The 21,341-nt window shown below is 32.4% G+C and carries 24 protein-coding genes; 9 read left to right on the top strand and 15 right to left on the bottom strand.

The window, feature by feature from the left end; genetic code table 11:
• Positions 1-17: 17 nt before the first annotated feature.
• From larE to larC, 3 genes are read left to right on the top strand one after another with little or no spacing between them, the layout of a single operon-like run.
• Complete coding sequence (gene larE, locus HMPREF2629_RS00120) at positions 18-845, top strand: ATP-dependent sacrificial sulfur transferase LarE (RefSeq protein ID WP_002488593.1); 828 nt, start codon at positions 18-20, stop codon at positions 843-845.
• A gap of 12 nt (positions 846-857) precedes the next feature.
• The gene (gene larB, locus HMPREF2629_RS00115; RefSeq protein ID WP_002488579.1) at positions 858-1,634 is read left to right on the top strand and encodes a nickel pincer cofactor biosynthesis protein LarB; all 777 of its coding nucleotides are present in this window, start codon (positions 858-860) and stop codon (positions 1,632-1,634) included.
• Positions 1,631-2,821 carry a nickel pincer cofactor biosynthesis protein LarC gene (gene larC / locus HMPREF2629_RS00110; RefSeq protein WP_048682979.1) on the top strand — a complete coding sequence of 397 codons (1,191 nt, stop codon included), beginning with the start codon at positions 1,631-1,633 and terminating at the stop codon, positions 2,819-2,821. Before larB ends, larC begins: the two co-directional genes overlap by 4 nt.
• A gap of 54 nt (positions 2,822-2,875) precedes the next feature.
• Here larC and HMPREF2629_RS00105 read toward each other — a convergent pair whose 3' ends face one another.
• The 5 genes from HMPREF2629_RS00105 to HMPREF2629_RS00085 form a co-directional block, all read right to left on the bottom strand.
• Positions 2,876-3,382, bottom strand: a complete 507-nt coding sequence (locus HMPREF2629_RS00105) for a YwhD family protein (RefSeq protein WP_048682982.1) — start codon at positions 3,380-3,382, stop codon at positions 2,876-2,878.
• A gap of 72 nt (positions 3,383-3,454) precedes the next feature.
• Positions 3,455-4,759 carry an HD domain-containing protein gene (locus HMPREF2629_RS00100; protein WP_170999975.1) on the bottom strand — a complete coding sequence of 435 codons (1,305 nt, stop codon included), beginning with the start codon at positions 4,757-4,759 and terminating at the stop codon, positions 3,455-3,457.
• Between the two features lie 57 nt (positions 4,760-4,816).
• On the bottom strand, positions 4,817-5,293 hold the full coding sequence (locus HMPREF2629_RS00095) for a GNAT family N-acetyltransferase (RefSeq protein WP_002488589.1): 477 nt from the start codon (positions 5,291-5,293) through the stop codon (positions 4,817-4,819).
• Positions 5,294-5,387: 94 nt separating this feature from the next.
• Positions 5,388-5,924: a flavodoxin family protein gene (locus HMPREF2629_RS00090; protein WP_002488563.1), complete on the bottom strand. Its 537-nt coding sequence runs from the start codon at positions 5,922-5,924 to the stop codon at positions 5,388-5,390.
• Between the two features lie 148 nt (positions 5,925-6,072).
• A complete protein-coding gene (locus HMPREF2629_RS00085; protein WP_002488560.1) occupies positions 6,073-7,008 on the bottom strand; it encodes an aldo/keto reductase in 936 nt (311 codons plus the stop codon).
• A 156-nt stretch (positions 7,009-7,164) separates the two neighbouring features.
• On the opposite strand from HMPREF2629_RS00085, the gene hypR reads away from it, so the two are divergent.
• On the top strand, positions 7,165-7,605 hold the full coding sequence (gene hypR / locus HMPREF2629_RS00080; RefSeq protein ID WP_002488600.1) for a redox-sensitive transcriptional regulator HypR: 441 nt from the start codon (positions 7,165-7,167) through the stop codon (positions 7,603-7,605).
• Positions 7,592-8,914 carry a hypothiocyanous acid reductase MerA gene (gene merA, locus HMPREF2629_RS00075; protein ID WP_002488570.1) on the top strand — a complete coding sequence of 441 codons (1,323 nt, stop codon included), beginning with the start codon at positions 7,592-7,594 and terminating at the stop codon, positions 8,912-8,914. Before hypR ends, merA begins: the two co-directional genes overlap by 14 nt.
• A gap of 61 nt (positions 8,915-8,975) precedes the next feature.
• Here the strand turns inward: merA and HMPREF2629_RS00070 are convergent, their stop codons facing one another.
• From HMPREF2629_RS00070 to pta, 6 genes are all read right to left on the bottom strand, one after another.
• Entirely contained in the window at positions 8,976-9,317 is a 342-nt protein-coding gene (locus HMPREF2629_RS00070) for a YuzB family protein (protein ID WP_017176048.1), read from the bottom strand.
• Between the two features lie 176 nt (positions 9,318-9,493).
• Positions 9,494-10,570, bottom strand: a complete 1,077-nt coding sequence (locus HMPREF2629_RS00065) for a phosphomevalonate kinase (protein ID WP_017176049.1) — start codon at positions 10,568-10,570, stop codon at positions 9,494-9,496.
• Positions 10,571-10,582: 12 nt separating this feature from the next.
• Positions 10,583-11,566 (bottom strand): diphosphomevalonate decarboxylase, encoded by a 984-nt coding sequence (gene mvaD, locus HMPREF2629_RS00060; protein ID WP_070813008.1) that lies wholly within the window; start codon positions 11,564-11,566, stop codon positions 10,583-10,585.
• Positions 11,567-11,570: 4 nt separating this feature from the next.
• On the bottom strand, positions 11,571-12,494 hold the full coding sequence (mvk, locus tag HMPREF2629_RS00055; protein WP_002488601.1) for a mevalonate kinase: 924 nt from the start codon (positions 12,492-12,494) through the stop codon (positions 11,571-11,573).
• A 412-nt stretch (positions 12,495-12,906) separates the two neighbouring features.
• Complete coding sequence (locus HMPREF2629_RS00050; RefSeq protein WP_029376812.1) at positions 12,907-13,743, bottom strand: lipoate--protein ligase family protein; 837 nt, start codon at positions 13,741-13,743, stop codon at positions 12,907-12,909.
• Positions 13,743-14,732, bottom strand: a complete 990-nt coding sequence (gene pta, locus HMPREF2629_RS00045) for a phosphate acetyltransferase (RefSeq protein WP_070813007.1) — start codon at positions 14,730-14,732, stop codon at positions 13,743-13,745. Before pta ends, HMPREF2629_RS00050 begins: the two co-directional genes overlap by 1 nt.
• A gap of 170 nt (positions 14,733-14,902) precedes the next feature.
• Here pta and hemQ point away from each other — a divergent pair, with 170 nt between their 5' ends.
• From hemQ to HMPREF2629_RS00030, 3 genes are all read left to right on the top strand, one after another.
• Positions 14,903-15,652 (top strand): hydrogen peroxide-dependent heme synthase, encoded by a 750-nt coding sequence (hemQ, locus tag HMPREF2629_RS00040; protein WP_002488567.1) that lies wholly within the window; start codon positions 14,903-14,905, stop codon positions 15,650-15,652.
• 437 nt (positions 15,653-16,089) lie between these two features.
• Entirely contained in the window at positions 16,090-16,857 is a 768-nt protein-coding gene (locus tag HMPREF2629_RS00035; RefSeq protein WP_029376813.1) for a threonine/serine exporter family protein, read from the top strand.
• A 12-nt stretch (positions 16,858-16,869) separates the two neighbouring features.
• Positions 16,870-17,322 (top strand): threonine/serine exporter family protein, encoded by a 453-nt coding sequence (locus tag HMPREF2629_RS00030; protein ID WP_002448879.1) that lies wholly within the window; start codon positions 16,870-16,872, stop codon positions 17,320-17,322.
• A 56-nt stretch (positions 17,323-17,378) separates the two neighbouring features.
• Here HMPREF2629_RS00030 and HMPREF2629_RS00025 read toward each other — a convergent pair whose 3' ends face one another.
• The 4 genes from HMPREF2629_RS00025 to HMPREF2629_RS00010 all read right to left on the bottom strand — a co-directional run bounded on the left by HMPREF2629_RS00025 (position 17,379) and on the right by HMPREF2629_RS00010 (position 20,331).
• Positions 17,379-18,848, bottom strand: coding sequence for an APC family permease (locus HMPREF2629_RS00025; protein ID WP_002488598.1), 1,470 nt, complete (start codon positions 18,846-18,848; stop codon positions 17,379-17,381).
• Positions 18,849-18,918: 70 nt separating this feature from the next.
• Entirely contained in the window at positions 18,919-19,287 is a 369-nt protein-coding gene (locus tag HMPREF2629_RS00020) for a DUF423 domain-containing protein (RefSeq protein WP_095324338.1), read from the bottom strand.
• Positions 19,288-19,320: 33 nt separating this feature from the next.
• Positions 19,321-19,671, bottom strand: coding sequence for a DUF5327 family protein (locus tag HMPREF2629_RS00015; RefSeq protein WP_002488584.1), 351 nt, complete (start codon positions 19,669-19,671; stop codon positions 19,321-19,323).
• Positions 19,672-20,331, bottom strand: a complete 660-nt coding sequence (locus HMPREF2629_RS00010) for a uracil-DNA glycosylase (RefSeq protein ID WP_002488583.1) — start codon at positions 20,329-20,331, stop codon at positions 19,672-19,674. It lies immediately after the preceding gene.
• Positions 20,332-20,472: 141 nt separating this feature from the next.
• Here HMPREF2629_RS00010 and thiD point away from each other — a divergent pair, with 141 nt between their 5' ends.
• On the top strand, positions 20,473-21,303 hold the full coding sequence (gene thiD, locus HMPREF2629_RS00005) for a bifunctional hydroxymethylpyrimidine kinase/phosphomethylpyrimidine kinase (protein WP_002455702.1): 831 nt from the start codon (positions 20,473-20,475) through the stop codon (positions 21,301-21,303).
• Positions 21,304-21,341: the final 38 nt, after the last annotated feature.

The raw sequence follows: 21,341 nt of genomic DNA, 5'->3' as shown, positions 1-21,341 counted from the left end.
TGAAAGGATTGATAAATATGACTGAATTATTAAATAAAGAAAATACTTTAGATACATTATTAAAAGAAATGGAAAGTGTTGTTATTGCATTTTCTGGTGGCGTAGATAGTAGTTTAGTATTAAAAAAAGCCATCAATGTATTAGGTAAAGAAAATGTTAAACCCGTCGTTGTAAAATCAGAACTTTTCAGAAATGAAGAATTTAATAAAGCTATTGAATTGGGGCATGAACTAGGTATTGACGTTGTAGAAACTGAAATGGCGGAATTACAAGATGAAAATATTGTTAGAAATACACCTGAAAGTTGGTACTATAGTAAACGATTAATGTATAGCAAATTAACAGACATTAAAGAGACACTTGGTTTCAACTATGTATTAGATGGTATGATTATGGATGATTTAGAAGATTTCCGTCCTGGTTTAAAAGCAAGAGATGAATTCAAGGTACGTAGTGTACTTCAAGAAGCTAAATTATATAAAACTGAAGTTCGTGAACTTAGTAAAAAATATGATTTACCTGTTTGGAATAAACCAGCATTGTGTAGCTTAGCTTCTCGAATCCCTTATGGCGAAGCATTAAGTTTCACTAAAGTAAATAAAGTAAACGAAGCTGAAAAACATATCTTAAACTTAGGTGTCAACAATGTTCGTGTACGTTATCACCAAAATATTGCACGTATTGAAGTTTCAGAAGAAGATTTAGCTACAGTAATTAAAAATAAAGATAATATTACGTTACGTTTAAAAGAATTAGGTTTTGATTATGTAACTGTAGACTTAGAAGGTTACCGCACAGGTAGTATGAACGAAGTCATTGATACAAAAAATACTAAATTAGTATAAGGACGTACACTTATGAGTAATAATCAACATTTTATTGAAAATCTGCTCGAAGGTGTAAAATCAAACCAAATATCAATTGATGAAGCTAAAGCCCAACTTAGTCATTACGACGAATTGGGCTTTGCTAAAATTGATTTACATAGAGCAAAGCGTCAAGGTTTTCCAGAAGTTATCTTTGGACAAGGTAAAACAAAAGAACAAATTGATACTATTATAACTAGTTTATCTCGTCATCACCATGTAATTCTTGTTACACGAATTAATGAAGAAAAAGCAAATTATGTATTAGAAAAACATCCGCATTTAGAATATCATCCTGAAGCTCGCATTGTTTGTACTCCGATTGCATCGGTTCAAAAATCAAAACATTATATTTCTGTGCTTTGTGCCGGAACTTCAGACTTACCGGTTTCTGAAGAAGCAGCTATTACTGCGGAACTTATGGGCATTAATGTGAAACGTTACTATGATGTTGGTGTTTCGGGGATACATCGTTTGTTTGAACATATTCATGAAATTCGACAAGGTAAAGTAAGTATAGTCATTGCTGGAATGGAAGGTGCACTTGCAAGCGTGGTAGGCGGACTCGTAGACCATCCCGTTTACGCTGTTCCTACCAGTGTAGGTTATGGCGCTAACTTTAATGGTGTCACTACTCTTTTATCTATGGTAAATAGCTGTGCACCAGGTACCAGTGTCTTAAATATTGATAATGGATTTGGCGCAGGGTACAATGCCGCAATGATTATGAATATGTTAGAAAAAAATGAGGATGAGAGAAATATATGAGTAATGCATTATACTTAGATTGTCATGCAGGTATTGCTGGAGACATGCTCCTATCTGCGTTGGTAGACTTAGGTGCTTCACCAAACGAAATAGAACATGAACTTAAAAAATTACCTATTGATAATTTTAAGTTAAATTTTAAAAAAGAAATGAAACAAGGTATTCATGCAATGACTTTATCCATTGATTTTCATGAGTCACATCACCATCGAACAGCATCTGATATATTTAAAATGATTGATGAAAGTGATTTAGATGACAGAGTAAAAATGAGAAGTAAGTCTATTTTTGAAATGATTGGTCATGCAGAGGCAAAAATTCATGGCATGTCTATTAAAGACGTTCATTTTCATGAAGTCGGTGCCATGGATTCTATCATTGACATCGTTGGAGGGTGTATCGCTTTAGAATTACTTAATATCGATCATTTGTACTGTTCACCCATTCCTACTGGAAATGGGAAAATTAAAATAGCTCATGGTATATATCCAGTACCGGCACCTGCCACAGCAGAAATTTTAAAAGGTATACCATTAACAAACTTTGACGTTCACAGCGAACTGACTACACCGACAGGTGCAGCAATTGCTAAAAGTTTAGTGACAGAATTCGGCCCTTTTCCAGCTGCTACAATACATCATATCGGATACGGCGCAGGGACTAAAAATTTTGATTTTCCAAATGTAATTAGAGCGATTCAATTTACAAATAATGAGACAAGTTATGATCAAGTACAAGTGTTAGAATGTCAAATGGATGATATGACACCAGAAACGTTAGGCCATTTTATGGATACTGCATTACAAAACGATGTATTAGACATATACTATTCTCCTATTATTATGAAAAAGAATCGACCAGCTACTCAGTTAACTATTATTTGTAAAGTTGAAGATAAATTACGTATTGAAGAGTTGATATTAAAACATACCTCATCACTTGGCGTACGTAGTTATAAAGTGAATCGTCGAATTTTAGATAGAACATTTCGTGATATTCAAACGCCATATGGAAATGTTTCAATTAAACTTTCTTTAAAAAATGGAAAAATTTTTAAAATAAAACCTGAATATGAAGATTTAAGAGTTATTAGTAAACAAACTGAACAATCTTTTCAACAGATTTATCATCATGTAATGAAATCAGTTTATCAGTTTTATAATGTTGGAGATACTTTAAAAAAATAAAAACTCGAGATACTCAGTCATTGAATATGCACTGCTGAGTGTCTCGAGTTTTTTCTAATCAAATGCCTTGAATAACGTTTCGTTTGAGTTATTCCACATCGTTTCATTATGGGATATTAAAAAATCTTTTAATACTTTTTTATTTTCTTCACCAATTTGTTCAATAATAAATTGATGTTTCATAGACTTATCCATCATATTGACATGTTCTGGCATACTCTTATAACCTCGACGAATACTTTTATTTACAAGTAAATAACATGCAGTGACGCCCGCGTAATAAGGACCATTTTCACCACGTTCAGTAGTTACCCAACATAACCAATATTCCTTAGCTTCTGGACCTTCCACTGATTCTTTATCAGTAATCCACTTTACGCCTTTTTCTACTTCCGCACGTGCATGCATACCGCCGATATCAACAAATGCTTCTTTATTTGCAACATCGATAAATACAGGTGCAATATTATCTAAACTAATTGCTCCTATATTTGTACCTTTATGACCATCTAGAGGATCATTTTTTATAATATTAAATTTAAACCCTTTATTTTCTGCCACGATGATTCCTCCAATACTTCTTTACCTTTTCACACTTGCCATTAAATCATAGCGTATATTATCAACAAATATTTAATTTAATTCATTCAATAAATTAATAATTGAACCTTTCACTTCTGGATCTTTAATATTAAGAATCATTTCTTTAGGATAGTATAATTTATAGTCTTCTCGATTAATCCCAGTAATACTTGAAATGACTAACGATTGGCTACTAATTTCTTTAATACTACCATTTCGTCTTAACAAATGGATAGGTTGTCGATTAGAACCAGGTCGATCATAATCATATGGTAAATCCGAAAAAGCTTCACTAACAAAATAATATTCCGGATCAATGCCACCTTCAATAAATAAATCCTGTAATTCAGTAATTGTAATAATCGAACCATCAAATGGAATATACTTAAAGAGATCACGATTAATAAATCGACGCGCTAAATCACTTAAGATCTCATCTTCTTCATGTATCCATTTCTTCAAATAAAATAATACAGTTACTTCATCTAATTCTACATACTGATCAATTGTAATTGTGCCTTCAAAAAATGGAATAAATTCTTTTGGATACATTTTAAATTGATAATCTTCTTTATAAAGCTGTTTGACTCTCTTAAGACAATTATTTAATAGTACTTCTCCACCACGACTTACGGGATGAAAATAGATTTGCCAATACATTTGGTAACGACTCATAATAAAATTTTCTACAGCATGCATACCACTTTCTTTAATAAGTACTTCATCTTTTGATGGTCTCATTAATCGAAGTATACGCTCCATATCAAATGTACCATATGATACACCGGTGAAATAAGCATCACGTTGCAAATAGTCCATACGATCAGCATCAATTTGAGATGAAATCATGGAAATGACTAATTTATTTTTATGCGTTTTATTAATAACATCGGCTACTTCCTGAGGAAAGGTCTCAGACACTCTACTTAATACTTCGTTAACCTCAGTGTTTCCAGTAATAATTTCTTGGGTAAACGCTTCGTGATCCGTATTAAATATCTTCTCAAAACTATGTGAAAACGGCCCATGACCCAAATCATGTAATAAAGCTGCACATAAAGCAAGGGGGCGATCTTTATTATTCCATGCTTCACGCCCAACAAATGATTCATCAATCATACGTCTTACAATTTCATAGACTCCTAAAGAGTGTCCAAAACGACTGTGTTCTGCAGTATGAAAGGCAAGGTATAATGTACCTAATTGCTTAATACGACGCAAGCGCTGAAATTCTTTAGTTTTAATTAAATCCCATATTAGTTGATCTTTAACATGAACATACTTATGAATTGGATCTTTAAATACTTTTTCTTCAGCTAATTTTTTAGTTACATAAGATGATTGTGTCAAGTTCATCCTCCTCTTTCATACTTGCTTTCATCAGTAGTAATATGAATTTAAGTTGATTAATTCTTATAATACTTTCTTCATTAATGCTAAATCTAATTGTTCACCATACATTTCTGGTTGATATGAACGAACTATTTCAAAACCATGATGTTGATAATAATGAATAGCTTCTTTGTTCTTATTATCAACTTCTAAAAAGACCGTATCATATTCATTTTCAAATTCATGTAATCCTTCTTCAAGTAAACTTGTTCCATAACCTTTATGTTGTACACCTGGGTGAACATAATGTGCGGCTAAGTATAATTCTTTACCATAGATAAAGTTAGCAAATCCTACAATTTCATTATTTTCTTCAACAACTAAAAAAAGTTGATCTTCTAATCGCTTTTTTAAATGGTGTTCATTATACGAAGCTGCTAATAATTCATTAATTGTTGATACTGCATAAATATTTAAATACGTATTATACCAAGCTTTTGTAGCTACATCTCTTATTGCTATAACGTCATTAGTTGTCGCTTTTCTAACTGTATACATGCTTCATTCTCCTGACATTTTATTGTAATTTAATAACAAAATTATATCATAGTATATTAATAAACGCTTTCACTCAACTTTAAGATGCATCTTATTAAGACAGTACTGCATTCCATTCCTGTGCTCTTTCTAGAGCATATACATCTTTCATAACATCTCCAGGTCTTTCTGCTGTACCAATAATATAACCATTTAGGTTTGCTCCGAGAAAATCTAAACTATATTCTAACTGTTTAATGCAAGGTTTCGCTTTTACTTTCGGACAATCTCCCCCAACTAAGATTAATCTAAAATCAATGTTAGACATTTTAGTTTTAAAATCCTGATATTTAGGATCGATTAATGATTCTGACCAATGATCGATAAATGCTTTTACAGATGCTGACACACTATACCAATACACAGGTGATGCAAAAATAACTGTATCACTTTCAAGCACTTGGTCAATAATCAATTGATAATCATCTATGTATGACTCAATTTGCTTTGATTCATGTCTATAATCTCTTACAGGTTTAAAATGATATTGTGTTAAATCAATCCAATTATATTGTTTTCCTTCTAGAGCATATTGTGTTAATTGAGCAGTATTTCCTTGTGGACGACTTCCACCAAATAATACAGTAATCATGTATCTTACCTCTTTTTTAATTTATATTATTAATGTGTTTTTTCTATTTACTTATTATGTACCCCATCTTTTTACTTTTATTTATAATAAAAACTCCTACACCTATATAAACGGTGTAGGAGCCATTATTACTTTTATTTAACGTACTTTATTCAACTGGGAATAAATCATCTATTTTCTTAATTTCTTCTTCAGTCAGTTCAATATTTGCTGCTTCAATGTTTTCTACAACTTGATCAGCACGTTTCGCACCAGGAATAACAACATCAAGTGATGGACGTGTTAAGTAGAATGCTAATACAATATTAGCAATACTTGTATTATGAGTTTCAGCAATACTTGATAATTCTTTTACTCGACGTACGTTATCATTGAACACTTCTGGTTGGAAATCACGACGAGTTGCACGATGATCATCGAAAGTTTGATTTTCTTCATACTTACCAGCTAAAATGCCAGAAGCTAATGGGAAATATGGTACAAAAGTAATATCATTTTCAGCTGCGTATTTCATTACTTCTTCATTTTCACGATGTAGTAAATTATATTCTAATTGAACAACATCCACATATCCGTCTTTATTCGCCTCTTTAAGTTGATCTAACGTAAAGTTTGAAACACCTATTGCTTTAATTTTTCCTTCTTTTTTAAGTTCTTGTAATGCTGCCACAGCTTCATCTTTTGGTGTATACTCATCAGGAAAATGAATGTAATACAAGTCAATATAATCCACTTGCAAGCGTTCTAAGCTCTCTTCAACTTGTTGTTTTAAATAATCAGGTTGGTTATTTTGAACAACATCGCCATTATCTTTAATAACATGTGATCCTTTAGTTGCAATTTGAACTTTTTCACGAGGATATTCCTTTACAACTTCTCCTACAAGTTCTTCTGAGCGTTTAGGTCCATAAATAAACGCAGTATCAATTAAAGTAATACCATTATCAATAGCTTTTCTAACGACATCTTTTCCTTGCTCTTCATCTAAATTGGGATATAAATTATGTCCTCCGACTGCATTTGCACCTAATGCAACTGGAAATACATGAACATCAGATTTTCCTAATTGTACAAATTCTGCCATGATATTCACCACTCCTTAAAAATGTAGTTTCTATTTATAGTTTACCCGATTAGTAATGATAAATTCATTCAGTAGTGTTTAAAACATTAAATTTGACATATGTTTTATTTTATATTTAAATGTAACTAATAAAGTTACATTTAGGAGGTGCATCATTTGAATTTAGAATTTAACATTGCCGTTCACGTACTTAGTTTTTTAGTAAAGCACGACAACCAACAATTCAGTAGTCAATCTTTAGCAAAATTAACTTGCCTCAATCCAGTTCAATTACGTAGAGTGACTACTGTTTTAAATCAATACCAGTTTATTAATACTTCCCGTGGTAAAAATGGTGGATATAGTGCAAATCATTCAACTGCTAGCATTAAACTATCAGTACTATATCGTATATTTGTGCTTGAAAAAGATAGCCAACAGCGTATTTTCACAGGTCATGAGCAGAGCGATTGTGAAATATCAAGAAACATAGCAAAGACCATGTCACACTATAATCAAAAGGAACATCGTGTTATTTTAAATTTTTATGATACCCTCACAATTAATGATGTAATTAATGATACACTTCAGGAGGATACAACATATGACACATTATAATTTAATCGTTATTGGTTTTGGTAAAGCCGGAAAAACACTTGCCAAATATGCATCATCACAAGGACAACAGGTTGCTTTAATTGAACAGTTTACAGAAAGCTATGGCGGTACATGCATAAACCATGGCTGTATTCCATCTAAAGTGCTTGTTAATGATGGTATTAAACATGTCGATTTTTCAACTGCCTTTTCAAGAAAAAAAGAAGTAGTCAAAGCATTAAATCAAAAAAACTATTTAAACTTAGAAAATGATGAAAATATTACCTTGTTAAACTTTAAAGCACAATTTAAATCTAATACAGAAGTAGAATTAATTGATGAAAATGGTAAGTTAGTTCAAACACTGACAGCAGATAAAATTTTAATTAATACAGGTGCAAAATCTAATATTCCAAATATTGAAGGTATAGACTCAGCACAAAATGTATATGATTCAAAAGGACTATTAAATATTTCTTATCAACCTAAAGAATTAGTGATTATTGGTGGAGGATATATTGCATTAGAATTTGCCTCAATGTTTCAAAGCTTTGGTACAAACGTAACTGTACTAGAATATAATAAACAATTTATGGCCAGAGAAGATCAAGAAATAGTCACACACATGATTAATGATTTTAAAGATAAAGGCGTACGTTTAATTACTAATGTTGAAACAAAAGCATTAAAAAATGAAGGTGATTTGACAACAGTTGAAACCTCACAAGGAAACTTTACTGGTGATGCAATCTTACTTGCTACAGGACGTGTACCAAATACAGATTTAGCTTTAGACAATACAGATATTGAGTTAGGCACTCACGGAGAAATAAAAGTAAACAACCATCTACAAACCTCTGTATCACATATTTATGCTGCTGGAGATGTAAAAGGTGGATTACAATTCACTTATATTTCTTTAGATGACTTTAGAATTTTGAAATCTGAATTATTCGGTGACCGTTCACGACACACTGAAAATCGTGGTACTATCCCTTATACAGTATTTATCGATCCACCGCTTTCTCGTGTTGGTATGACCGCTTTAGAAGCACAAAAATTAAATTATAATTACGTTGAAAACACTTTATTTATTAATACTTTACCAAAACACAAAATTAATAACGATGGTCGCGGTCTTTTCAAAGTTGTAATCAATAAAGATAATAATGAAATATTAGGTGCTACTTTATATGGTAAAGGTTCTGAAGAAATTATTAATTTAATTAAACTTGCTATCGATCAACATATTCCTTATCAAGTATTACGCGATAATATTTATACTCATCCAACAATAGCTGAATCATTTAATGACTTATTTAATATTTAATAAAAAAGCTCGTAAACCCATTTTTAAATGAGTTTACGAGCTTCTTTATCATCGATATTTATTATTTATTTGCTTTACGCTTTGCTAATTTTTCTTTTAATTTTCTATCTTGTTCTTCTTTACGACGCTTACGTTCTTCATTACGTTTTCTCAAACGTTCTTCTTCTTCAGGATCACGTGGTTTTTTTAATTGTGCAGTCACTTTTTCCATAAGTTCATCTTCAGTCAATGCAGCAAGTGGGCGATTATTAACAAAAGCAAATGTCTTACGACGACCTGGACCACAGTATGACTGACAGCCTATTTCAATTTCAGCATCAGGATCTAATTTTTCTAATTTTTTCTTTAATGATTTTAAGTTAACTGCCTGACATTCGTCACAAATCAAAAATTTATTCTTCACTTCGCTACCCACCTTTACATTATTTTCTCTCATATTGACTTCCATTCATTTATTACAACTCTAATTATTTTACTCTTTTTAATTAAAAATTCAAGCACTAAAAAAGATTTGCTATAAATAAAAAGCAAGACATATATTTTCTTAATAAAATGTCTCGCTTCATCATAATAGTAGTCTTATTGTCCGTGATATATTTTAAATTTCAAAGGTTTAATTCCCTCTTTTTCCCATACTTCATAAATAGAGTGCTTATCAACTCTATTATCGATAATTGTAATGCCACAATCTCCTCCACCAGCTCCAGAAGTTTTTGCTGCACCACCAAAACGTTCACCAATATCACATAATAATTTTAATTTTTTTGTTTCAATATCAACCGTAGCCTCTTTATCCATTTGCTGAATAATACTACGATTTTGACGAATCATTTTTTGTACACCTTTTATATTATTCGTTTTAAAAGCATAGATTAAATTTTCCACACACGTATTTGATTGATCAAGAAACTTACCATAAAAAATAGGGTCAGATTTTAAACGCTTGACTTCGCTTACTAAGTGAGGTGACGAAGCAGGAGAACCGGTCCATCCTATGAGAACTTCCATATTTTCAGGCGCTTGTAAAGGTTCTATATGAAGACCTGGCCAGTTTTTTTCTAATACTTCATCTACAGAGGTTTCTTTCATTTGTTGTTTTACCCATTCGTGATCAAACGTACTATAGGCAAGCCATCCACTATAAACACTAACAGCAATATCTCCGCATGAACTTAAACTTTGTAATCTCATATTTGAAATAACCGCAAGCTTATAAATATAAAGATTGGATAACTCCATTTCATAAAATTCATTTAGAACCTTAATCACAGATACTAAAACTGCAGCACTAGAACCTAAACCATACTTTTGTCCTGATGCATCTGCAAGATTACTATCAATAGTAAGATGAAAATGTTTTAATTTTATATTACAACTTTTCGCATACTGCTCAAACACTTCAATAGCAGTAACTACATATTTGAGTTGATTGGCTGCATGTACATCTGATATTTCTATTTTATCTTCATTACGATTAAATGTGACAGGTTTATAGTGTAATGTTTTAGAATGAATCGTACCTGTGATTTCATTTGAAGCTTCAATAGCAGCCGTGACAAAACGATCTACTGCAATTAACACTGATTTATATCCCGGCTCGGTTACAGCATATTCGCCCGCTATATACAGTTTTCCTGGCGCTTTTGCCTGAATCATTATATCTCTTCCCTACTTAATTATTTCGACTCCTGCGTGTGTAATATCACTTGTTATAATTTGATCTTTATTAAATACTTCTAAAAATTGATTCACAATCGCTTGTTGATGTTTCTTTTCTATTAGAACTTTTACATTTGGTCCTGCATCCATAGTAAAATAACAAGGTAATCCTGCTTCTCTACATTCATGTACAATTCTCATAGCTTCGTAGCTTTCCGGCACAAGATATGTAAATGGTGGCTGTGCACCTAAATTTGTTGCGTGCATTCTCAAACCGTTTGCCTCAATCACTTCACCCATTCGTTTAAAATCTTTTTGGGCAATCGCTTGTTTTGTGACTTTTAAATCTTCCTCTACATGATCTAACCAGTATTGATAAAAACGTGAGGTATCACGAGTTAAAGACATACCTGAACGACTTGATACTTTCTTTGATTTATTGTTAATAACTACAAAAATCATAGCTAAGTCATTCTCGAAGCCATCTGACTCAATTTGATGGGCGTAAGACGTTTTATCATCATAACCTTTTTCCCATTCAGCAAAACCACCATAAATACTTCTTGATGCTGATCCAGAACCACGACGAGCAAGGCGAGATAAATCTTTATCTGATAGGTTTAAATCAAGCGCTTCATTGCAAGCACCAGCTAAAGCTGCATATGCACTAGCTGAAGAAGCTAAACCAGCAGCAGTAGGCACAAAATTATCACTTTCTATTAGTGCATACGTTGAAATATCAGCTTCTTTTCGAATCATATCCATATAACGTTGAATTTTAGCACTTTCTTTAGCATTAACAGCTTCTTTATTTAAAATAAGTTGATCTTCTGTTAATGAATCATCAAACGTTACACGTGTTTCTGTATAGAAACGCTCTAATGTCACTGATAAACTATTATTCATAGGAATAATTAGATTTTCATCTGCTTTTCCCCAATATTTTATTAGAGCAATATTCGTATGGGCGCGTGCTTTACCACTTTTTTTCAAAGATTTATCCTCCTAACTTTTCAATCCAAGTATGTTGCGCTCCAGCTTTTTCGGCTGCTGCAACAATAGTTTTAGCAGTCACTTCTTCTTTAGTTAGAATTAACATGCTACCACCTCGTCCACCACCAGTTAATTTACCAGCTACTGCACCATGTTGTCTTCCAATTTCGAGTAAAGTTTCGATTTTATCGTGACTGACTGTCAATGTTCTTAAATCGTCTTGACATTGATTAAATATATTAGCAAGTTGATCAAAGCTATGATGGTTAATTGCATCACTAGCTAAATAAACAAGAGAGCCAATATGTTCAATGACATTCATATATGACTCATCGTTATCACATAAACGATGTACATCTTCAACTGCTTGTTTTGTAGAGCCTTTAACTCCTGTATCAATAACAACCATATAGCCATCTAAATCAAGAGACTTTAAAATTTCAACTTCTCCTTTTTGATACCAAACGGGTTGATTCGTTACAATCGTTTTTGTATCAATACCACTTGGTTTACCATGAGCAATGCGTTCAGCCCAGTCTGCATTTTCTAGTAATTCTTTATCAGATAGCGGCAATTCTAAATAATCATAACTTGCTCTTATAAAAGCTACTGCTACTGCTGCACTCGAACCTAAACCTCGAGAAGGTGGTAAATTAGCTTGAATTTTAATCAACAATGGTTCTTCAACATGTTTGCTTTCTACGAAGTGTGTAATAAGTGATTTCAAATGATCAGGTGCATCGTATAAAGGACCATCATAAACATCACTCTGAATTGCTGAATAATTACCTTTTTCTAAGCTTTCAATAAGCACTTTTACTTTTCCTGAAGTAAATGGAATGGCGATTGCTGGCTGGCCAAAAGTTACAGCATGCTCACCAATCAATATAATTTTTCCGTTAGATTCTCCATAGCCACGTCGTACCATGATCTCTCACCTTTAATATTCTTTCTAAAATGATTTCAACATTCATTAATGTTGTTTTAAAATTGAACATATTTATACATTTGTACATGTCATGTCACACATATGTTTATACTCATTTACTTCAAATCTTGCATTTGTGTTAATACATCAATAAATAGTATAAAACTTTGTCAAAAATAGTTCAAAACTTTGAAATATTTATATCCTAAAAAATGTTATAATCAACATAATTATGGTTAAATTATCGTTCTTAAATGAATCCACCTCATCTATATTACTATAAAAAATAATAAGAATGTAGCAATTTTTATATTTTTGAAGGTAAATATATACTTTAGTTGTATGATTGCATGCTAAAAAGGGAGTAAGCTAAAATTCACTTAGAATTTTTCTTACTCCCTTTTATCTTATTTTAATCTAAGGAACGATTCATTTTCTCATTACGTTCAATCATTTTATCGAAATATCCTTCATAACGTTGCCACTCATCCTCTGTAATTGGATCCATATTTAGCTGACCACCTAAGTCTTTAATCGCATAAAGTAATTGGAACATCACATCTTGAACTTTAATGTCTCGATGAAGTAATGTCTCCAAAGATGCCATACATTCTGGTTTAATATCCGGATATTTAAATTTTGTAACTTCACCTTTCAAGGCACGTTGATAAAATTCATGCATCATTTCAGCTCTTTCTTCACCAGAGCCTTCAACACATAAATAAATTTGAACTGCAATACCTCCACGTACCCGTCGTTGTGAAATACCAGCAAATTTTTTTCCATCAATACTTAGATCAAATCTTCCAGGACAATATGAATGTTCTATTTCTTTAGTATCTATATCTACATTTTCATTTTCGAACATTTTACAAATAAGTAAATACATCACTGTGAATGCTTCATCAATGGTTGTCTCAGTTTGTCCTTTAAAAATAAGCGAAATATTTAAAACACCTTGGTCTAATACAACCCCAAGACCACCAGAATTTCTAACGATTGCATTATAACCGATCTCGTCAGTTAAGTATTGAATACCGTCTTTTAAAAATGGCAAACGTGAATCATGTATACCTAAAATGACAGTGTGTTGGTGAATCCATGTTCTTACAACGTTACAAGATATATCTTTTCCTACACTTTCTGAAAACGTGTCATCAAATGCAAATGACTGCATTGGCGCTAAACCTGAAGAATGGTCTATATAGCGCCAATGAATGTCATTAAAATACTTACTCGCTAAATCCATTATTGTAATGTTTGAGCAGCAGTAATAATTGATAAGTTATAAACGTCTTCAGTAGAACAACCACGAGATAAATCATTTACAGGTGAATTAAGACCTTGTAAAACTGGACCAATCGCTTCAAATCCACCTAAACGTTGTGCAATTTTGTAGCCAATATTACCTGCTTCTAAACTTGGGAATACAAATACATTTGCGTCACCTTGAATTTTTGCTCCAGGTGCTTTTTTCTCTGCAACTGCAGGTACAATCGCAGCATCAAATTGAAATTCTCCATCAACCACTACATTATCTAAACCTTCAGATTCCACTTTTTCTTGTGCTAATTTTACTGCGTTAGCGACTTTTTCTACATCATCTGATTTAGCTGAACCTTTAGTTGAGAAACTTAACATAGCAACACGTGGATCCATACCAAAACTTTTTGCTGATTTTGCACTTTCTACGGCAATTTCTGCTAAATCAGAAGATTCTAATGTTGGATTGATAGCACAATCACCAAATATATATTGTTTATCTTCTTTAATCATAAAGAAGATACCAGATGTTCTAGATACGCCAGGTTTTGTTTTAATAATTTGTAAGGCAGGACGGACAGTATCTCCAGTTGAATGTGCAGCACCACTTACTAATCCATCAGCATGACCAGCGTATACTAACATTGTTCCAAAATAGTTAACATTGTTTAATAATTCTTGAGCTTGTTCTTCAGTAGCTTTACCTTTACGACGTTCTACGAAAGATTTGACTAATTCAGATTTCAAATCACTTTTAGAAGGATCGATAATTTGAATATTAGAGATATCTAATCCTTTATCTTGAGCTAAAGTATTTACTTTTTCTTCATTACCTAATACTAAAGGTGTAACATAGTCAGTTGCTTGTAACTTTGTAGCCGCTGTTAATACTCGTTCATCTTCACCTTCCGGTAATACAATTCTAACGTTTTTTCCTGAAAGTTTTTCTTGTAATACATCTAATAAACTAGACATAATGCCCTCCTCAAATTTTTTAAATAATAGTATTTTCACCTTAATTATACTTTATTTCTTTTAATATTTCTATTTCATTAATTTGTAATCTTTTAAGTATGTGTGACAATTCTCTTTATGATAAAATTTAATCTGTATTGATAGAAAATATAGTTAAAGGAGCGATAGATATGAGTGAAGCAGCTGAAACATTAGATGGTTGGTATAGCCTTCATTTATTTTACGCTGTCGATTGGGCAACGTTTAGATTGGTGCCAGAAGATGAGCGCGAAGCAATGATTAATGAATTTAAAGTATTTATCAAAAATAAAGCCACTGCCAGAGAAAAACAAGCTGGAGATTATGCTTTATATAATATTACAGGTCAAAAAGCAGATATTTTATTATGGTATTTACGTCCAGAAATGAAAGAATTGAATGAAATTGAAAATGAATTAAATAAATTAAGAATTGCTGATTTCTTCATTCAAACTTATTCATATGTATCTGTGATTGAGTTAGGTAACTATTTAGCCGGTAAATCAGACGAAGATCCTTATGAAAATCCACATATTAAAGCAAGATTATATCCAGAATTGCCTAGAACAGAATATATTTGTTTCTATCCAATGGATAAACGTCGTAATGAAACATATAACTGGTATATGTTACCAATGGAAGATCGTAAAAAATTAATGTATAACCATGGCATGATTGGACGCAAATTCGCTGGTAAAATTAAACAATTCATTACTGGTTCAGTAGGTTTTGATGATTTTGAATGGGGCGTCACATTATTCTCAGATGATGTTCTACAATTCAAGAAAATTGTTTATGAAATGCGTTTTGATGAAACGACTGCTCGCTATGGCGACTTTGGTAGTTTCTATATCGGCCATATTTTAACTACTGATCATTTCGATCAATTTTTTGCAATTTAATATATAAATGGAGCAAAGACTAGCATAATAAACGCTAGTCTTTGCTCCATTTTTCAATAAATTAATATATCTATATAAGACAATTAGTTTCCGAGATAAAGTACACTTTTTACAAAGTGTACTTCAAGTAGTATGGTTTGGGAGAACTTCATTACTACTCTGAACATTAACAAATCACAAAAGTGCTGTCGCTACCCAGCACAATTTTGATTTGTTAACCATTATTATTTAACCGAATTGTAATGTTCTGAAACATTATTGTTATAAATCAATTGTTTTTTAACATTAAATTTTATTTTCATTAAAATATATTTACCTACTATTGAGATATAAATGAATAATCATCATATTATGATTGTTAAGTTTTATAATGTAAGGTAGTTATTTTCATGTACTTCTACTATAATAATGATTACATCTTAACGAATGGTGATGAAATGGAAAATACAAATAAACAAGAACATATAGATGAAACTTTAATCAAAGACGTCGTCATGATGGCTGGACGTATATTACTTGAATCTGGTGCGGAAGGAACACGTGTAGAAGATACAATGACCCGTATTGCCCGAAAGCTAGGATATCCTGAAAGCAATAGCTTTGTTACAAATACAGTCATTCAATTTACTTTACATAATGAATCTTACCCCCGAATATTTAGAATTAATTCCCGTGATACTAATCTCATTAAAATTTCACAAGCAAATGAAATATCACGATTAATCACAAAAGGGGATATCTCTTTAGAAGATGCAAAAGAGCGATTAGAAAAAATATATATTGCAAAACGAGATAGTAGCTTAACATTTAAAGGGATTGCTGCTGCCATTATTGCAATTAGTTTCCTATATTTGCAAGGTGGCCAATTTATCGATGTTATTACTGCTCTACTTGCAGGTAGTATTGGATATCTGGTTGTTGAAATTCTAGATCGCCGATTACACGCACAATTTATTCCAGAATTCGTCGGATCCTTAGTTATTGGTATTATTGCAGTATTCGGTCATTGGTTAGCGCCAAGTGGTGATTTAGCTACTATTATTATTGCTGCAGTCATGCCTATTGTACCTGGAGTACTGATTACGAATGCTATACAAGATTTATTTGGTGGTCATATGATGATGTTTACCACTAAGTCTTTAGAAGCACTTGTAACCGCATTTGGTATAGGTGCCGGTGTAGGTTCGATATTAATATTAGTTTAGGAGTACGCATAAATGTTTTGGTTATTTAATTTTATATTTAGTTATACAGCTTCTCTCTTTTTCTGTGTAATCTTTGACGCTCCTAGAAAGCTGTATTTATCGTGTGGTTTTGTTGGAGCTTGTGGATGGATGGTATATATTTTATTCTACCAAGGTTTGAATATACATACGATTTATTCAAGTTTTTTCGGTAGCTTTACATTGGGTTTAATCAGTCATTACATGGCTCGTAAAAAACGTGAACCTGCAATCATTTTCATGGTTACTGGTATTATTCCATTAGTTCCTGGTGGACTTGCTTTTGATGCAACTAAAAATCTAGTCTTATTACAATTTGGTAAAGCAATCAACACAATGCTCGAAGTCACACTTATCGCTGGTGCGATTGCATTAGGATTATTATTTGCAGACCAAATTTCAAAAATCATCGTTTCTGGTTTCGCTCGACGACGTAAACGTATATAACAATAAAACGCGAGAGATTGTTGTTAATTAACCCTCATCTCTCGCGTTTACGTATATTATTTTTTATCTTGTATCATTTCTTTAACTTCTCGTTCTGATTGATTTAAAATCAGACGACTTAATTCGTCATTATTCATATTTTTTAATTTAGGGTATCGAACTACAAAGAAAATAAGACCAATCACTAACCAACTACCCAATGCAATATATGAAGGCATTGAAAGTGAAGCTGGTGATCCTGGAACTAATAATAAAAGTAAAAAGATAAATGAAACAATAGAACCCAAAATAGCAAAGGTCTTATAAATAGGACCATACGTGTTACTTTGTTTATTGTAACTAAATAGCTTAGCAGCAGATAAACAAGTAATAAAATAAGCAATAGATACACCTGTTGAAGACATATCAACAATCCATGTTAATGCGGTACGTCCTAACCATGGCGCAATTAAAGTAATAGCTACTAAAAAGATAATAGCTACATATGGTGTTTTATATTTTGGATGTAATTTACTAAACGCTTTAGGCATGATACCAGCACGCCCCATTGAGAATAGTAATCGACTTGAACTCATTAAGAATCCGTTTAATCCAGTAAAAATCCCCATAATAATAGCAATCGCTAATACTCCTAAGCCAATATAACCAAAAGCAGTTTGTGTTTCAGCGCCTGTTAACCATAAATTTCCGTTAAAATTCGCATTATTCGTACCCAACCACCCTGTGTATAAAATCATAATGACATAAGTTAAAGCTGCTGCTAATAAACTGTATACAATCAGTTTGAACGTTTTATTTGGCGAGAAATTAAACTCTTCTGCTGTTTGTGGAATATTATCAAATCCCACATAAGCCCATGGTGCAATAGCTACAATCATAATAATGGAATTAAACCATCCAAGTTCTTTACTTGCTAAAGGTTGTAAGTTACTTAACGAAAAGTTATTTCCGAAAAATGAACCTACAAACATAAGCACAACAACAATGACCATTGCTATACAAAAATAATATTGGAGTGTACCAGAAACACTTGCACCACGAATTGCAATAAACATAAATACTAATAATAATACCGTAGCAATAACTATTTCTGTTATGTAAACATCCCATCCAGCAATCGTATATAACCTTCCATTATTCAAAATGTTTGGCAGTAAAAACTTAATTAATAAACTAAATGCTGTCGCATTTAACGCTACTACACAAACATAACCGAATGTTAAGAACCATGATGAAAAGAAACTCACATATCTTCCAAAACTTAAATAACTAAACGCGAATGCACCGCCTGACACAGGAAAACGTTCGACTAATGCGCCATAACTTACAGCAATTAATATCATCAATAAAGCACCAATGACAATACCAATAGATGAAGCAATCGGACCTGATTGTTTAATCCAATCACCGGGTAGTATAAATGCTCCCCATCCGATACACGAGCCATAAGCAATCGCCCAAACAAATTTTTCAGAGAGATTTTGTTTTAAATCTCCTCTATCTATCTCTCGATTTTTATTATTCATAAAATAAACTCACCTCAGGTACTTAACATACCCAAAAAGGTGAGTTTACTAACCAAAATATAAAATATTATTATCCAGCAAATTTAAATGTTGCAATAATTAACATTAACCATCCCACAATAAAGAGTACGCCCCCTATTGGTGTAATAGCTCCTAAAATACGAATTTGAGTCAATGCAAGAATATATAATGAGCCACTAAATAGAACAATACCAAAGAACAGAAGCCATCCTGCCCAATTCACATTAATAGAAGTTGTACCACTAATGATGCCAATCATAATTAATCCTAGACCATGATACATTTGATAATTCACTGCTTTTTCCCATACTGACATATATTTATCAGAGAGTTTTCCTTCAAGTCCATGTGCACCAAATGCGCCCGTACCAACAGACATCATCGTACACAATGCACCTAAAATTATAAATACTTTCATCATAATATTTTAGTTCTCCTAACTTAATTTTAATTAAAAATCAAATATTGATTCACCATTTCCAATTTCATCATCCGTCACCATCATATTAGACGATTTAGTTTGATGCTTCATTGTTTGTGGAACTTTACCACCCATCGCTTCAATTTCTGCAGCAGTAATCGCTGAATGATTTGAAGGCTTATTTGAAAACGAAGATTCAGAAGTTACAATATTAGTAAAATCATGTTTTGATTTTTTAGAAGGTCGTTTTGAAACATCGGAATAAAGAGATGTTAAAGTATGAATCGCATACATATGCTTTTCAAACTGTTGTTCATCTTGAGCTTCATCTGCTTGCACTAATTCTTGTTCTATAAGTTGAATTAATTGTTCTTTGTTCAATTAAGATTCCCCACTTTCACACCATTGTATTGGCGTTTTACCTTTAGATTCTAAATAATCATTTGTACGAGAATAAGGTTTAGACCCAAAGAAACCTCGATAAGCAGATAATGGACTTGGATGAACAGATTTAATGATATGATGCTTTGCTGTATCAATTAATTTTATCTTTTGCTGCGCAGGTTTTCCCCATAAGATAAAGACAACATCTTCGCGATAATCTGAAATAGCTTTAATGACTTCATCTGTAAATATTTCCCATCCAATGTCCTTATGGGAATGTGCTTCACCTTTACGTACAGTTAATACAGTATTTAATAACAGAACACCTTCACGTGCCCAGTCCTGTAGATGTGGAGAAGTTCTATGACAGCCGATATCATCTTCTAATTCTTGATACATATTTCTTAAAGATGGTGGGAATTTAGCATTGGGTTGAACTGAAAATGCTAACCCATGTGCTTGGTTAGGTCCATGATATGGATCTTGACCCAAAATAACAACTTTAATATCTTCAAATGGTGTTAAATCAAAAGCTTGATAAATGTTTTCTCTATCTGGATAGACGATTTGTGTCGTATATTCTTTTTCTAAAAAATCATGCATTGCTTTAAAATCATGTTTTGTTGTAATGTCATGAAAAATGTCTGACCATTCCATCGTTTTCACCTCACTTCTATTTTAACATATGACCCCTTTGGAACGTGATATAAATCGCCTTACTATCTTCATGCTAGAACAATAGTTGAGTTACATGATATGATAAATAAAGATGTAAATAATTGACAGGAGTGATAATACATGGCATTAAAAAAAGTATTAACAATTGCCGGCTCTGATACAAGCGCTGGCGCAGGTATGCAAGCCGACCTTAAAACATTTCAAGAACTAAACACTTACGGTATGGTGGCTTTAACAGCTGTTGTAACAATGGACAAAGAAACTTGGTCTCACGATGTGACACCACTTCCAATGGATGTATTCGAAAAACAATTAGAAACAGTCATTTCAATTGGTCCAGATGCTGTTAAAACAGGTATGCTTGGAACTGAAGAAATCATTAAACGTGCTGGCGAAGCATTTGAACAATCAGGTGCAAAATATTTCGTAGTAGATCCAGTTATGGTATGTAAAGGGGAAGACGAAGTACTTAACCCAGGAAATACAGATGCAATGATTAAATATTTATTACCTAAAGCAACGGTCGTAACACCTAATTTATTTGAAGCTGGTCAATTATCTGGATTAGGTAAATTAACGTCAATTGAAGATATGAAAAAAGCTGCAAAAATCATTTATGATCAAGGTGCTCAACATATTATTATTAAAGGTGGTAAAGCATTAGATCAAGATAAATCTTATGACTTATATTATGATGGTCAAACATATTATCAATTAACAACTGATATGTTCCAACAAAGTTATAACCACGGTGCAGGTTGTACATTTGCAGCAGCTACAACAGCTTACTTGGCAAATGGTAAATCACCTAAAGAAGCTGTTATTAGCGCTAAAGCATTTGTGGCATCAGCAATTAAAAATGGTTGGAAAATGAATGACTTTGTAGGCCCAGTTGATCACGGCGCATACAACCGCGTAGAACACATCGACGTCGACGTCAAAGAAGTTTAAAGAAGTACTGCATTTTTGAAAAAAATGCTAGTACTTCT

This window comes from Staphylococcus sp. HMSC034C12 (assembly GCF_001835895.1).
Classification (GTDB): domain Bacteria; phylum Bacillota; class Bacilli; order Staphylococcales; family Staphylococcaceae; genus Staphylococcus; species Staphylococcus hominis.
This window is presented reverse-complemented; position numbering and strand designations above follow the sequence as displayed.